Origin of the sequence: Paraburkholderia sp. (assembly GCF_026225065.1) — a bacterium.
In the GTDB taxonomy this organism is placed as follows: Bacteria; Pseudomonadota; Gammaproteobacteria; order Burkholderiales; family Burkholderiaceae; genus Paraburkholderia.
Map to the genome: position 1 here is coordinate 1 of NZ_JAMFSB010000097.1, position 14,303 is coordinate 14,303.

17 protein-coding genes are annotated in these 14,303 nt (G+C 61.3%); 5 read left to right on the forward strand and 12 right to left on the reverse strand.

Annotated elements, in window-relative coordinates:
• The 9 genes from M0954_RS07390 to urtA all read right to left on the reverse strand — a co-directional run.
• Window positions 1-121, reverse strand: a 121-nt coding sequence (locus tag M0954_RS07390) for an urease subunit gamma (RefSeq protein ID WP_297352414.1), incomplete at its 3' end; no start/stop codon positions are given.
• 17 nt (window positions 122-138) lie between these two features.
• Window positions 139-858 carry an urease accessory protein UreF gene (locus tag M0954_RS07395; protein WP_297352400.1) on the reverse strand — a complete coding sequence of 240 codons (720 nt, stop codon included), beginning with the start codon at window positions 856-858 and terminating at the stop codon, window positions 139-141.
• Window positions 851-1,327, reverse strand: coding sequence for an urease accessory protein UreE (ureE, locus tag M0954_RS07400; RefSeq protein ID WP_122151800.1), 477 nt, complete (start codon window positions 1,325-1,327; stop codon window positions 851-853). Before ureE ends, M0954_RS07395 begins: the two co-directional genes overlap by 8 nt.
• Window positions 1,328-1,351: 24 nt before the next feature.
• Window positions 1,352-2,392, reverse strand: a complete 1,041-nt coding sequence (locus tag M0954_RS07405) for an aliphatic amidase (protein ID WP_122151799.1) — start codon at window positions 2,390-2,392, stop codon at window positions 1,352-1,354.
• A 50-nt stretch (window positions 2,393-2,442) separates the two neighbouring features.
• The gene (gene urtE / locus M0954_RS07410) at window positions 2,443-3,132 is read right to left on the reverse strand and encodes an urea ABC transporter ATP-binding subunit UrtE (RefSeq protein WP_123387920.1); all 690 of its coding nucleotides are present in this window, start codon (window positions 3,130-3,132) and stop codon (window positions 2,443-2,445) included.
• Window positions 3,133-3,134: 2 nt separating this feature from the next.
• Entirely contained in the window at window positions 3,135-3,872 is a 738-nt protein-coding gene (urtD, locus tag M0954_RS07415) for an urea ABC transporter ATP-binding protein UrtD (RefSeq protein WP_122151797.1), read from the reverse strand.
• A complete protein-coding gene (gene urtC / locus M0954_RS07420; protein ID WP_122151796.1) occupies window positions 3,869-5,008 on the reverse strand; it encodes an urea ABC transporter permease subunit UrtC in 1,140 nt (379 codons plus the stop codon). The genes urtD and urtC overlap by 4 nt, the downstream gene beginning before the upstream one ends.
• Window positions 5,009-5,010: 2 nt before the next feature.
• The gene (gene urtB, locus M0954_RS07425; protein ID WP_122151795.1) at window positions 5,011-5,913 is read right to left on the reverse strand and encodes an urea ABC transporter permease subunit UrtB; all 903 of its coding nucleotides are present in this window, start codon (window positions 5,911-5,913) and stop codon (window positions 5,011-5,013) included.
• Between the two features lie 91 nt (window positions 5,914-6,004).
• Window positions 6,005-7,198, reverse strand: a complete 1,194-nt coding sequence (gene urtA / locus M0954_RS07430) for an urea ABC transporter substrate-binding protein (RefSeq protein ID WP_297352402.1) — start codon at window positions 7,196-7,198, stop codon at window positions 6,005-6,007.
• Window positions 7,199-7,627: 429 nt separating this feature from the next.
• On the opposite strand from urtA, the gene M0954_RS07435 reads away from it, so the two are divergent.
• The 5 genes from M0954_RS07435 to M0954_RS07455 all read left to right on the forward strand — a co-directional run bounded on the left by M0954_RS07435 (window position 7,628) and on the right by M0954_RS07455 (window position 11,820).
• A complete protein-coding gene (locus M0954_RS07435) occupies window positions 7,628-8,794 on the forward strand; it encodes a transporter substrate-binding domain-containing protein (protein ID WP_122151793.1) in 1,167 nt (388 codons plus the stop codon).
• Window positions 8,791-9,399: an ANTAR domain-containing response regulator gene (locus M0954_RS07440; protein ID WP_123387918.1), complete on the forward strand. Its 609-nt coding sequence runs from the start codon at window positions 8,791-8,793 to the stop codon at window positions 9,397-9,399. The genes M0954_RS07435 and M0954_RS07440 overlap by 4 nt, the downstream gene beginning before the upstream one ends.
• Window positions 9,400-9,575: 176 nt before the next feature.
• Window positions 9,576-10,355, forward strand: a complete 780-nt coding sequence (locus M0954_RS07445; RefSeq protein WP_122151791.1) for an amino acid ABC transporter substrate-binding protein — start codon at window positions 9,576-9,578, stop codon at window positions 10,353-10,355.
• Window positions 10,356-10,375: 20 nt separating this feature from the next.
• Window positions 10,376-11,056 (forward strand): ABC transporter permease subunit, encoded by a 681-nt coding sequence (locus M0954_RS07450; RefSeq protein ID WP_297352404.1) that lies wholly within the window; start codon window positions 10,376-10,378, stop codon window positions 11,054-11,056.
• The gene (locus M0954_RS07455; RefSeq protein WP_297352406.1) at window positions 11,053-11,820 is read left to right on the forward strand and encodes an amino acid ABC transporter ATP-binding protein; all 768 of its coding nucleotides are present in this window, start codon (window positions 11,053-11,055) and stop codon (window positions 11,818-11,820) included. The genes M0954_RS07450 and M0954_RS07455 overlap by 4 nt, the downstream gene beginning before the upstream one ends.
• Window positions 11,821-11,826: 6 nt before the next feature.
• On the opposite strand, the gene M0954_RS07460 is transcribed toward M0954_RS07455, so the two are convergent.
• From M0954_RS07460 to M0954_RS07470, 3 genes are all read right to left on the reverse strand, one after another.
• A complete protein-coding gene (locus M0954_RS07460; RefSeq protein ID WP_297352408.1) occupies window positions 11,827-12,576 on the reverse strand; it encodes an ABC transporter ATP-binding protein in 750 nt (249 codons plus the stop codon).
• Window positions 12,573-13,502 carry an ABC transporter permease gene (locus M0954_RS07465; protein WP_297352410.1) on the reverse strand — a complete coding sequence of 310 codons (930 nt, stop codon included), beginning with the start codon at window positions 13,500-13,502 and terminating at the stop codon, window positions 12,573-12,575. Before M0954_RS07465 ends, M0954_RS07460 begins: the two co-directional genes overlap by 4 nt.
• Window positions 13,503-13,510: 8 nt before the next feature.
• Window positions 13,511-14,303: aliphatic sulfonate ABC transporter substrate-binding protein (locus tag M0954_RS07470; protein WP_297352412.1), on the reverse strand; the 793-nt coding region annotated here is incomplete at its 5' end.

Below are 14,303 nucleotides of genomic sequence, written 5' to 3' on the forward strand. Positions count from 1 at the left end.
CGGCGATCAGCGCGACGGCTTCCGGATGATTGAGCTTAAGGCCCTTGTCGCGATGACGGCGGGCCAGTTGCGCGGCGGTGAAAAGCGTCAGGCGCTCGTATTCGGTCGGGGTCAGCAGCATTGCGGTTTTCCTTCCTGTTAGTTCGCAAAGAGCCGCGCGTCGTGCGTCTGGCTACGCAGCGCGGCAATGTCGGCCGCGAAGGTGGCGGCATGCAAGTCATCGAGCGGCGGCGCTGGCTTTGCGAGGACTCGTGCAAGCGGCGCGCGCAGCAGCGTGAGGACACGTTGCGCGTCGAGATGACCGACGATGCCAAGACGGACGGCCGAACTCACCGCGCCGGTGCAGATCATGTGCGCGGAGATGGCGCGCGCCTCGTCCTCTGCGATACCAAGGCTCTGCCACACGGCGCCCTGGACAGCGGCGAGATGGCCTGGTGTGCGGCCAGCCACGATGGCGTCGCGGATCTGGGTTGCCGCTTCCGAACCGAGCCGCGCATGCACATCGGCCAGTGAGCGTCCGAGCCGGCGCGAGCCGGTGCGCAGCGCCGGCGGTAAGGTCATCGCTTCGGCCAGCGCATCGACGTCATGCCACGCGTCGAACGCATCTCCGGCACGCCACGCGCCGCACACGAGCCCTTGATCGAGACTCGCCCAGCGCGACAGTGCCTGCGATTCGACGAACGCGAACAGCGTCGCAGCGTCGGTAACGAGCGCGTCGCGCATGAGACCTTCCAGACCCCAGGAGAACGCCATCGCGCCACCCGGGAAAAAGCTGTCCGACTGCTGCAAACTGGCAAGCAGGCTCATCGGACCATTGGCGATCGCGCCGGGTGGGTGAGTGGAGGACATCTCAGGCATGGTGATGCTTCCCTCCCGCGAGGCCCTCGCTTGCGAGGCGAATCCGTTGATCCGCCAGCATCGGAGTGAGCCGTTGCAGATAGTCGTCGAGCGCGCCTTTTACCGCGATTTCCAGTGCGTTTCGATCGAAGCGCACCTTCCAGTGCATGTTGCCGGCGAAATAGCCGAGTTCGAGTGCCGCGGCCGCATCGCGCGGTTCGAGCCGCAGCCAGCGCGTGTCCTCGGTACGCACGACAAGCGCCGCATCGCGATCGAGTCGCAGTACCGCGCCGTCGAACAGATGCATATCGCGATCTAACGCGATGCCGCACTCGTCGCCGCGCTGAGTGCGAGCGCGCAGTCGGTGCCGCCGGATATCGTCGGCGGCGAGCGTCACATAATCGACCCGCCCTTGATGCTCCAGCGAGTGCAACAGATCGGCAATGCGCGGTTCGGACGCACTGCCTATGATCGACGTGTAGGTAATCATCGCGTGTCGCTCCGGCCGGTCCGCCTAGCGGTGTGCCAGATCGGACGGATTCGGAATGCCGGGGATCGGACATTCCTCGGTGCCCGGCGTGCTGCGCGTGATCGCCTCGACCATCTTGCGGGTGCCTTCGGGATCGGTGATCCACTTCGAGTAGAAGTCGAATGGGCAGTCGGCCACACCGTTGGCGTCTTCGCGTGAATTGATCTTGCCGGTGTAGCCGCGATGCAGCAGCTTGTACAGGTGGTTTTCCGACTGCATGTTCTTGCGCGCATCGCGAATCAGGCTCTTCGACAGCGCGCCGTACTGGATGCCGAATTCTTCCTCGCCGCATTCGCCGAGTGTGCGACCGTCGAAGCCGACAATCGCCGAGTGGCCGAAGTAGGAGTAGACGCCGTCGAAGCCCGCCGCATTGGCAACCGCTACGTAGACGTTGTTCGCCCACGCCATCGATTTGGCCATCAGAACTTGCTGCTCTTTGGCCGGGTACATATAGCCCTGGCAGCGCACGATCAGCTCCGCGCCTTTCATCGCGCAGTCGCGCCAGATTTCCGGGTAGTTGCCGTCGTCGCAGATGATCAGGCTGATTTTCATTCCCTTCGGGCCGTCCGACACATACGTGCAGTTGCCCGGATACCAGCCTTCGATCGGCACCCACGGCATGATCTTGCGGTACTTCTGCACGATCTCGCCCTTGTCGTTCATCAGTATCAGCGTGTTATAGGGAGCTTTGTTCGGATGTTCCTCGTGGCGTTCGCCCGTGAGCGAAAACACGCCCCATACCTTGGCGCTGCGGCACGCCTCGGCAAAGATTTCGGTCTCTTCGCCAGGTACGGCAGCTGCGGTGTCGTACATCTCCTGCTGGTCGTACATGATGCCGTGTGTGCTGTACTCCGGAAAAATCACGAGATCCATGCCAGGAAGGCCGATTTTCATACCCTTGAGCATCTCGGCGATCTTGCGCGCATTCGCGAGCACTTCGGCCTTGGTGTGAAGACGCGGCATCTTGTAGTTGACCACCGCCACGCCAACCGTGTCGAGACTGCTTGAAATGTCACCGTGTAACATAAGGACTCCTTTGTGGTAAGGATGCGCTCCCGCATGGGAGCGTCATGAATTCAGATGGTCAGATAGCGCATGATCCGCTCCGCGTCGACGTTCTCACGCCGGTCGCTATGCACAAAGCGGCCTTTTTCGATGATAAGAAAGCGATCGGCGATCTCGAGCGTGAAGTGCAGCACCTGCTCGGAGACGATCAAGGCGAAATTGCGTTCCTTCTTCAGCCGGTTGAGCGCGCGGGCGATGTCCTTGATGATCGACGGCTGGATCCCTTCTGTCGGCTCATCGAGAATCAGCACTTTGGGTTCGGAAACGAGGGCGCGTGCAATCGCAAGCTGCTGTTGCTGGCCACCGGAGAGATTGCCGCCGCGCCGGCTACGCATTTCCCAGAGCACGGGGAACGACTCATAGATGTACTCCGGAATCTTCGGCTTGCGCATCCGGTCCATGCCCGTGAGGATATTTTCTTCCACGCTTAGATACGGGAAGATCATCCGTCCTTGTGGCACATAGCCGAAGCCCGCGGCAACCCGCTCATAACTTTTAGTTCCGGCCAGATTGCGCCCACTCAGATTGATTTCGCCGCTGCGCGAAGGAATCATGCCGATCAGCGACTTCAGCAAGGTCGTTTTGCCCATGCCGTTGCGACCCATCACAGCAATGGTTTCGCCGGCCGTCAGCTCGAAACTGAGGTCGTGAAGAATGTGGCTTTCGCCGTAGAACACGTTGAGGTTCTGGATCGCGAGCATGTTCAGTGTCCCAGATAGACTTCAATGACGCGTGGGTCGTTTTGCACCTGGTCCATCGTGCCTTCGGCGAGCTTTTTGCCCTGGTGCAGAACCGTCACCTTGTGCGCGACGGATTTCACGAACTCCATGTCGTGCTCGATGACCACAACCGAGCGTCCCTTGGCGATTTCGCGCAGCAGCGCGCCGGTCTGCTCACGTTCCTTTGCGCTCATGCCGGCAACGGGCTCGTCGAGCAGCAGCAGTTCCGGATCCTGCATCAGCAGCATGCCGATTTCGAGCCACTGCTTCTGGCCGTGGGATAGCTGTGCGGCCTTGCGGTCGAGCTGATCGGCAAGGAAGATCATGTGCGCGATGCGGTCGATTTCATCGCGCACGGTCTCGTCACGGTGAAAGAACAGGCAGCCGATCACATCGCGCTTTTTCGGGTAGGAGAGTTCCAGATTCTCGGCCACGGTCAGATCTTCGTAGACAAGCGGGTTCTGGAATTTGCGGCCCACGCCTGCACGGGTGATCTGATATTCGAGCATGCGCTCAAGGTTCAGACCTTTAAACGCAATCGTTCCGTAGCTGGGTTTCGTCTTGCCGCAGATCATGTCGAGCAGCGTGGTCTTGCCGGCGCCGTTTGGACCAATTACTACGTGCAGCTCGTTTTCTTCGACGTAGAAGTTCAGATCGTCGACCGCCTTGAAGCCGTCGAACGACACCGTCAGGTTCTCGACCGAAAGGATCATCTGGGTCATTGCGCGGCTCCCTGGCGCTCGCGCAGCCATTCGATGACACCGGCGAGCCCTTTGGGCAGGAACATCGGCACGAAGATAAAGAGCCCGCCGATCAGGTACAGCCAGAAGCCCACAAAGTTTTCGGAGAGAAAGCTCTTGGCGGCGCCAACCAGAATCGCTCCATACACTGCGCCGACCAGCGACAGTCGTCCGCCCACCGCCGCGTAGATCACCATTTCGATCGAAGGCACGATGCCGCACACCGAGGGCGACGCGAAGCCGACCTGAAGCGTGAACATCGCACCGCCGATCGCGGAGAACAATGCCGCCACGGCGAAGATGAAACCCTTGAAGAGGGCGGGGTCGTAGCCTGAGAAGCGGATGCGGTCCTCGCGGTCGCGAATCGCGATCAAGACCTTGCCAAGGCGGCTCTTCAGAATGAAACGGCCGGCGAGGATCGCCACCAGCAACAGGCACGCGCTCACGTAGTAGAGCACGTAGACCGCGGTGTCGCTTTGCACGCTGTAACCCATGAAGGTCGGCAGATTCGTGATGCCGTTGATGCCGCCGGTGTAACCCTGTTGCCCGATGATCATGATTGACATGATCGACGCGAGCGCCAGCGTCACGATCGAAAAGTACACACCACCTACGCGTTTGCGAAAATTCGCGTATGCGAGGATGAAGGCGAGCAGCGTGGGCAGGATGACGATCGCAGGCAGGGCAAACCACGCGTGCTCAAAGGGCGCCCACCACCAGGGCAGCTTGTCGATGCTGTTCCATGTCATGAAGTCCGGCACCGGTGGTCCGCCGTTGCCAAAGACCGCGGCGGCAGGGTCCGCCGAGGTGGCCTCGAGCTTCATATACATCGCCATCATGTAGCTGCCGAGACCGAAGAAAATGCCTTGCCCCAGACTCAGAATGCCGCCATAGCCCCAGGTGAGCACGAGACCCGCTGCGCAGAATGCGAAGCTCAGATACTTCGCAAAGAGGCCGAGCCGGAACGAGCCCGACACCGCCGGAATGGCCACCAGCAGAAGCAGCGCGAGGATCACGACGGAGTAGCGTTCGAGCAGCAGCGTCGCACGCAAACCGGGGCTCTGCGCCGCTGCCGGCGGAGTCGAAGAGCGTGGCGATGAAATGGGGAGATCTTTCATGGTTAGCGGCGAACCTTGAGTGCGAAGAGCCCGTTGGGCCGGAAATACAGTGCGACGATCACCAGCAGCAGAATGGCTGCCTTCGCCATCGAGCCGCTCAGGAACAGTTCGAACATCGACTGCAACTGTCCGATCGAGAACGCCGAGAGGAAGGTGCCGACAAGGCTCTCGACGCCGCCGAACACAACCACAATGAAGGTGTCCACAATGTATTGCTGTCCGGTGACTGGGCCCGTCGAGGCCAGCATCGTGAGGGCGCTGCCTGCAATGCCAGCAAGGCCGCAGCCCACCGCGAAGGTCACGGCGTCCACGCGTTCGGTATTGATGCCGGCGGCGCCTGCCATCGCGCGGTTCTGCATCACGGAGCGGATCCGCAGGCCCCAGCGGCTGCGAAACAGAAACAGGTACACCGCGAGCGCCACCGCCAGCGTGAGACCGATGATGAAGATGCGCGAGAGCGGAATCGCCATACCCGGCGTCGGATTCCATGCGCCCTGCAACCACGTCACGGTGGGCACGCTCACATCGATGGGGCCGAACACTTGCCGGTAAAGTTGCTGCAGCACCAGCGACAAGCCCCAGGTGGCCAGCATGGTGTCGAGCGGTCGATGGTAGAGAAAGCGGATCATCGCGCGCTCCAGCACAAAGCCGACCGCCCCCGTCACCAGAAATGCCACCACGATACCGACGATGAAATACGCGCCCATCAGCGAAGGCAGATAGCGGGCGAAAACGATCGAGGTCAGATACGTCATGTAAGCACCGAGCGCCATCAGTTCGCCGTGCGCCATGTTGATCACGCCCATCAGGCCGAACACGATCGCAAGGCCGATTGCCATCAGCGCCAGCACGGTGAAGAGCGACAGGCCGTTGAAGACCTGGGTTAGAAAAGTATCGAGAGTCATCGCAGTTCTTTTGCCGGAAAGGATGCCTGGAAGACAAGGCGCGATGGGCTGGAGAGGCCCATCGTCGCCGAGGTAATGCCTGAGCGCCTGCCTAGCCGAGTTTCGGGAACGGGTTTGGCTCGATGAGCGGCGACTCGTACAGAATGTCGACCTGTCCATCGGGTTTGAAGGCGCCGATGCGTGCGTGTTTCCACAGGTGATGATTGCTGACGTGGAAATGGATCTGTCCTTCCGGTGCATCCCAGCCGAGATTCGATGATGCCGCGACCACCTTCTCCACATCGAAGCTTTTGGCCTTTTCTGCCGCAAGCTTCCACAGGTAGACGGAGGTATAGGCGGCTTCCATCGTGTCGCCGATCACCCGGTCGGCGCCGTACTTTGCCTTGAACGCCGGAACGAACTTCGAGTTCACCGGGTTCTGCACGCTCTGGAAGTAGCCCATGCACGAGAACACACCGGTCAGGTTATCGCGGCCTATGCCGATGGCTTCCTCTTCGGTCACGGCGAGCGCCATGATCGGCTGGTTCTGGCCGGTGATGCCGACCGAGTTCAGCTGCTTGTAGAAAGCCACATTCGAGCCGCCGACGATCGTCGAAAGGATCACGTCGGGTTTGGCAGCCTTGATCTTGTTGATGACCGACGAGAACTCGACGGTGCCAAGCGGGAAGTAGTCTTCGCCGACAACCGTGCCGCCAGCCTTCGCAATGGTCGGGTGCGCGATACGGTTGGTGGTGCGCGGCCAGATGTAGTCCGAACCGATCAGGTAGAACTTTTTGCCCTTGTTTTTGGCGAGCCAGTTGACGGCCGGGATCACCGACTGCGTGGCCTCCTGACCCGTGTACATGATGTTCTTCGACATCTCCAGTCCTTCGTAGTACGTCGGATAGTAGAGCAGGCCGTTATAGCGTTCGAACACCGGCAGCACGGCCTTGCGCGAGGCCGACGTGTAGCAGCCGAACACGGCGGCGACCTTGTCGCTTTCCACCAGCTTTTGAGCCTTCTCCGCGAAGGTCGGCCAATCGCTGGCGCCGTCTTCGACGATGGGCTGGATCTGGCGGCCGAGCACGCCACCCGCGGCGTTGATTTCGTCGATCGCCAGCTTCTCGGCGTCGACCACGTGGGCTTCAGCAATCGCGACCGTCCCCGTGAGCGAGTGCAGAATGCCGACCTTCACCGGGTCTGCCGCTGAGGCAGCTCGCGAGGCCAGCATCAGCGAACCCGGGATTGCGCCAGCAGCGGCAGTGGCGATCGCGGTCTTCAAAAAGTCACGTCTATCGTTCTTCATGGCGCCCTTCACAAAAGTTGAAGACAAAAAAAAGCCCGAAACCAGCGGTTAGCTGGTTTTCGGGCTTTTTTGGCCGGTGTCACGCAAGACGCCTTTGTCTCGCACAACGAAACTCGTTAGGATCGAGGGTGCAGGTCTCGACTTCACACTCGATCACGAGTAGCGATAACGCAAAAGCTGTGCCATTGGCACTATGCGTGCGAATTTTCAGGTGGCCTCAAGCAGGCAATTCGCGCGCAACGCCTTTTGGTTCAGTACATTACCGTCAACGCGCAGGCAGTGATCGTCTTTCCGGTTTCATCTTTTTCCGTGCGGTGTGTTCCCCAAGGTGGTGTGAACGCGCACAATGCCCGTGCACGGAAACCGGAGTCGTGCACCGCGCTGCGCGCTGGTGGGCCGCTCAACCTGCCGTTACTTACTGGCTGAAATATGACCTCATCATCCAATGTACCGATCAAGGTCGGCGTGCTGTTCTCCTCGTCCGGGGTAACCGCTCCGATCGAGTTGTCGCAGCAGCGCGCGACGATTCTGGCGGCCGAAGAAATCAACCTTGCCGGTGGCATCAATGGCCGTGAGCTGCAGTTAGTGTTTCGCGATCCGGCTTCGACGCCGGCCCGATACGCCGCGCTTATCCAGCAGTTGATCGTCGAGGAGCAGATCCGTGTCGTGGTGGGCTGTTATATGTCGAGTACGCGCAAGGCGGTGATTCCGATCGTCGAGCGGCACAACGCGTTGCTGTTCTATCCGACGCTCTATGAAGGGTTCGAGTACAGCCGTAATGTGATTTACACCGGCGCCGCACCGAACCAGAACAGTCTGCCGCTGGCGGACTATATGCTGGGTCAGTTCGGCTCGCGCGTGTTTATGGTCGGCTCGGATTACATTTACCCTTACGAGTCGAATCGCATCATGAGCGATCTCGTGTTCGAGCGCGGTGGCGAGAAGCTCGCAGAAATCTATCTGCCGCTCGATGCTCCCTGGTCCAGCTATCTAAGCGTGGCGAAGAAGATCGCCGCGCAGGCGCCCGACTTTGTCTTTTCGACCGTAGTCGGCAGTGGTATCTCGCACATGTACCGCGCGTTTGCGGAGGCGGGTCTCGATCCGTACAAGACGCCTATCGCGAGCCTGACAACCAGTGAAACGGAAGTGGCGGCGATGGGCGCCGCGCTCGGCGAAGGGCACATTACTGCGGCGACCTATTTTCAGTCGGTGAGCGATCCGGTCAATCAGCGCTGCCTTGCCAACTATCACCGGCGCTTCGGCGATGGCGTCGTCACCGACATGTGCTGGGAGGCCGCTTACTTTCAGATGCATGTGCTCGCCAACGCGATGCGTATCACCGGTGGGGACGACACCAACGCCTTGCTCAAGACGCTGCCGGGGCTCGAGCTGAATGCACCGCAGGGGCGTATCCGGATCGACGAACACAATCACCATACATATTTGCATCCTCGTATCGGGCGTCTTAACCGGCATGGCCAGTTCGATATCCTGAGCGATTCGCCAGGGTGGACGCGAGCAGACCCGTTTGTGATTTCGCACTCGCTGGTCGATGAGGCCGCCCCACATGGTGGCCCCGACGAGGTGCAGTCATGAAGCAGCGTTCGTCTTCCCGTACCCCTCAGGCGCTTCGCGATATCCGCTCGCTGAGCGTGTTTGCTATTCACCCGCAGGATCAGGACGGCGAAGAGCTGCTCGGGCAACTGTGCCGCATCGGCTGCAAGGTGCAGATGACCTGGCCCGCGGTCGACACCTTGCCGGATGCCACCGACGTCGTGTTTCTCGCCGTCCGTCCGGAGACACTCTCGGTCAGCCTTCCGTGGATGAATGCGAAGAATGCGCCGCCGGTGATTCCCGTCGTCAGTTACGAGAATCCGATCATCATCGAGGCGGTCATGCAACTGGGTGCGTATTGCGTGGTGCCGTCGCCGGTGCGTTCGTTCGGCCTGCTGACGGCGATTGCCGTCACGCTCAATCAGCACCGCAACCGCCTGCAAATGGAGCGCTACATACAGCGCGTCGAGGACAAGCTTGCCGAGCAACGGCAGATCCAGCGCGCCAAGACCATCCTGATGGAAACCCGTCATCTCTCCGAGCAGGAGGCCTACGACCTGTTGCGCTCGCAAGCCATGGTCAAGCGCGAGCATATCGAAACGATTGCCGAAGCGATCATCAAGGCCGATGAGGTGTTGCGGTTTTGACAGGCGCCCAAACCCCCGCGGCGCGCGGCTGTGCGGCTTATCACCATGGCGCATATTCTTCGGAAACTTGATGCTTTGTAGAAATGGAGGCGCTTTGCTACAGTCCGCCCACTCTGCCGGGGCGGCTAGCCGGGCAGGACTGAATCTCCATACCAATACCTACGGAGCACCTTCTCATGAAATCGATTCGTTCCATTCTGCTGATTGCGCTGCTGCAGGCGGTGAGCGTCACGTCAGTGTTCGCTGCGGACGAACTCGCCCAGATCAAGTCGGCCGGTGTATTCAAGGTCGGCACGGAAGGCACCTATGCGCCGTTCACGTACCACGACGAATCGGGCAAGCTGACGGGCTTCGACGTGGATATCGCCAGTGCGATCGCACAGCGCCTGGGCGTCAAGCCGGAGTTTGTCGAAGGCAAGTGGGACGGACTGATTGCCGGCCTCGACGTGAACCGCTACGACGCGGTGATCAACGAAGTCTCAGTGACGGATGCGCGCAAGGCCAAGTACGACTTCTCGACGCCGTACATTACGACCCGCGCGGTGCTGATCGTGCGCACGGACAACACGACGATCAAGACGTTCGACGACCTGAAGGGCAAAAAATCGGCCAATACGCTGACCAGCAATTTTGGCAAGATCGCCAAGGACCATGGCGCCGATGTTGTGGGTGTGCAGGGCTTTAACGAATCGATCGATCTGCTGACCTCCGGACGCGTGGACGCGACGATCAACGATTCGCTGTCGTTCCTCGACTTCAAGAAGCACAAGCCGGACGCGCAGGTGAAGATTGTCGCAACCGACAGCTCGAGTGACGCCGACCAGTCGGCCGTGCTACTGCGCAAGGGCGACCCGGCACTGGTGGCCGCCATCGACAAGGCGCTGGCCGACATCAAGGCGGACGGCACCTACGCGAAGATCTCGGAGAAGTATTTCGGCAAGGACGTCTCCCAGTAAGCGCCGGGAAGGTCTGAATCATGCCAGCCTGGTTGCATCTGATGGCGCAGTCGCTGTGGCCCCTCGTCTACGCGGGGCTCGTGTTCACTGTGCCGCTCACGCTCGCTTCATTCGCGATCGGATTGGCGTTGGCGTTCGCCGCCGCGTTGATCCGCCTGTTCGGGCCGCGTTGGGCGGTGTCGATCGTGCGTTTCTATGTCTGGCTGATTCGCGGTTCGCCGTTGCTGGTGCAACTGTTCGTGATCTTCTACGGACTGCCGAATGTCGGGATCGTGCTTGATCCGCTGACGGCGGCCATCATCGGTTTCTCGCTGAATGTCGGGGCGTACAACTCCGAGGTGATTCGCGGGGTCATCGAATCGATACCGAAAGGGCAGTGGGAAGCAGCCTATTCGATTGGGATGACACGCGGCGAGGCGCTGCGCCGCGCGATCCTGCCGCAGGCGGCGCGAGTTGCGCTGCCGCCGTTGTCCAATTCGTTTATCTCGCTCGTCAAAGACACCTCGCTTGCGGCCGTGCTGACCGTGCCCGAGGTGTTTCAGGCGGCGCAACGCATTGCCGCAGTCACCTATGAGCCGCTGATTCTGTACTCGGAGGCGGCACTGGTCTATCTGGTGATCAGCTCGGTGTTGTCGTCGGCGCAAGTGAAACTCGAGCAGCGGTTCGGCCGGCATGCATTGTTTCAGGCAGGTAACGGATGATCAAGCTCGAACAGATCGAGAAGTTCTTTGGCGAACACCGGGTGTTGAGCAAGGTCGATCTGACGCTTGCCTCCGGCAACGTCACCGCGTTGATCGGCCCGTCGGGCAGCGGCAAGAGCACGCTGTTGCGCTGTGTGAACCTGCTGGAGATTCCCGAGGGCGGTTCGCTCCAGCTCGGCAATCAGCGGCTCGAGTTTAGTCGCGAGCATAAGCCGGCACGCGATGCTGTGCTGGCGATCCGGCGCCGCACGGGCATGGTGTTCCAGAACTTTCAGTTATTCCCGCATTTGACGGTCATCCAGAACGTAATGGAAGGACTGCTGACGGTGCAGAAGTGGGACAAGGCGCGGGCACGCGAGCGGGCGCATGAACTGCTGACGAAGGTCGGCATTGCGCACAAGGCAGATGCGTGGCCCGCCACGCTGTCCGGCGGGCAGCAGCAGCGTGTCGCGATTGCGCGCGCGCTAGCGCCGTCGCCGGACGTGTTGCTGTGCGACGAGCCGACCTCCGCGCTCGATCCGGGACTGGCCACCGAGGTGGTCGAGGTGCTCAGGCAACTCGCCAGCGAGGGCATGACGATGCTGATGGCGACGCACGATCTGCGTCTGGCGGCTTCCATTGCGCGCGATGTGGTGTTTCTGAACAACGGCGTAGTGGTGGAGGCGGGTGCGTCGCGGCAGATCTTTACGCGGCCTCGCGAAGCCGAGACGGCACGGTTCGTGTCGACGCTGACGCAGCATTTGCCGGATGCGTGGGTGGAGTGAAAGGTTTCAAACTGCTTCGAAAGCGTCGAGTCGTTCGAGCAACTGTGCACGCAGATCCGCGAGCACCGGATCGCGCCGGTCACGCGGTCGCGGACGTGCGACGCGATATTCGCGGTCGATGCGCCCAGGCGCCGCGGCCATCAGCAGTACGCGGTCGCTTAAATACAAGGCTTCGTCCAGATCGTGCGTGACGAGCAGCGCGGCTGTGCCGTGGGCACGCGCCACGGACAACAGCAACGCCTGCAGGCGCATGCGCGTCATCGCGTCGACGGCGCTGAACGGTTCGTCGAGCAACAGCAGGTCGGGTTGCGAGAACAGGCCGCGGGCGATTGCGACGCGCTGCGCCATGCCACCGGAGAGTGCTTTCGGCAACGTGTGTTCCTGACCTGCCAGTCCTACCTCGGCAAGCAACTGCGCCACGCGCGGATCGCGTCCTCCGCCGGAGCCCGCTTCGAAGCCGACGTTGTCGGCCACCGTCAGCCACGGCAACAGACGCGGCTCCTGGAAGATCACACCGATCTGCGACGAAGGTCCGTTCAGGGGCGTGCCGTTCACATGCACTTCGCCGTGGTACTGACGATCCAGCGCGGCGACGATCCGCAACAAGGTGCTTTTGCCGCAGCCGCTGGGACCAACCAGACTCACAATCTCGCCATGTCCGATACGCAACGAGAGGTGATCGAGCACGGTGCGGGCGGTGTAGTGTTTGGCCTCGACGTGGACTTCCAGCAGCGGCGGATGATCGGACTCGCTCATCGTTTCTCTCCCACACGTGCCTGATCGGCGTATGCGTCGAAGGCATCGCGCCAGCCAAGCACGCTGTTTTCGAGCCAGCGCATGCCGCCGTCGCTCAGCTTGCCGAGTATGGCGAGCAGGATGATCGCGCCGAACACCAGATCGGGGCGGCCGGTTTCGCGGCCGTCGCTCAGCATGTAGCCGAGGCCGCGCGTGGCGGCGATCAGTTCGGCGGCGACCATGAACATCCATGCGAGGCTCAAGCCTGTGCGCAGGCCCGTGAAGATTTGCGGCAGCGCGGCGGGCAAGAGAATCCGTCTGAATAGTGCGGCGGGTGTGAGCCGGTAGATTGCACCGAGCTCGACCAGTTTGCGATCGACGCCGCGAATGCCCGCCACCACGCTTAGATGAACGGGAAAGAATGCGCCAATCGCAATCAGTGTGATCTTGGGAGCCTCGTCGATGCCCATCCACAGCAGTAGCACGGGCACCCACGCAAGCGAGGGAATCGAGCGCAGCGCCTGAAAGCATGGCTCGAGCAGGGCTTCGAAACGGCGGCTGAGGCCCATCGCGGCGCCCAGGATTAAAGCCATCGCGGCGCCAATGCCGAAACCCGCCAACACGCGCAGCGTACTGGCCGCGATATGGCGCGCGAGACGAGTAGCGCCCATTTGCCACAGCGTTAGCGCAATCGTGCTCGGCGCGGGCAGCAGGTGATCCGGCACGACGTTCGTGCGCACGAGCACTTCGATCAGTGCAAGCAACGCAACGGGCAGCGCGAGACCCGCGAGATACCAGCGACGCAGATTGCCATGGGCTGACCGCGCGGGCGCTGCTGCATTGCCGCTGCCGTGCGCATTCTCATTCGCCAGCGGTGGCGCCTGCTCTGTGAGCCTCTTCGCCTCAGCAACGTCGAACGATAACGATTCGTCAGAAGCAGATGCCATCGTCAAACTCACTGGGCCCTTGCCGCCGTCACCACCGGCTGCGCGACCTGCGAATCGACCAGCGCGTCGATCACCTGCGGCAGATCGGTGCCGGGCTTCACCAGTTGCTCCTGCACGAGAATCGGCGCGGCAGCCTTGAGCGCTTCAATCTGCTGCGCGCCAGGAACGGGCTGGCTGAAGTCGTTGCGCTGCAGCTGCAGCTTGGCGACCGGCAATGAGACTTTCGATTCCTCGGAGACGATTTTTGCGGCGTCGTCCGGATGCGCGATGATCCACACGCGGGCCTTTTCATAGACCTTCAGCACGCGCGCAACCGTCTCGGGATATTGCTGGAGAAACGCTTCGCGAGCGTCCAGAAAGCCGTATGTGTTGAAGTCGACGTTGCGATAAAGCAGGCGGTCGCCATCGTCGATCTGCGCGGCCGCCATATGCGGATCGAGACCCGCCCACGCATCCACCTGGCCGTTCGCGAGCGCGGTGCGGCCGTCGGGATGCTGCAGATTGACGAGCTCGACGTCGTCACGCGTCAGGCCCACCGTATGGAGCGCGCGCAGCGTGAACAGGAACGGATCGGTGCCTTTGGTGGCGGCGATTTTCTTGCCCTTCAGATCGGCGAGCGTCTTGATCGGGGAGTCCCTGCGCACCACCAGCGCGGTCCATTCGGGACGCGAGAAGATGTACACGGCCTTGAGCGGATTGCCGTTCGCCTTGCCAAGCACGGCGGCGAGGCCCGCGGTCGAGCCGATATCGATTGCGCCGCTATTCAGGTACTCAAGCGCGCGATTGCTGCCGAGACTCAAC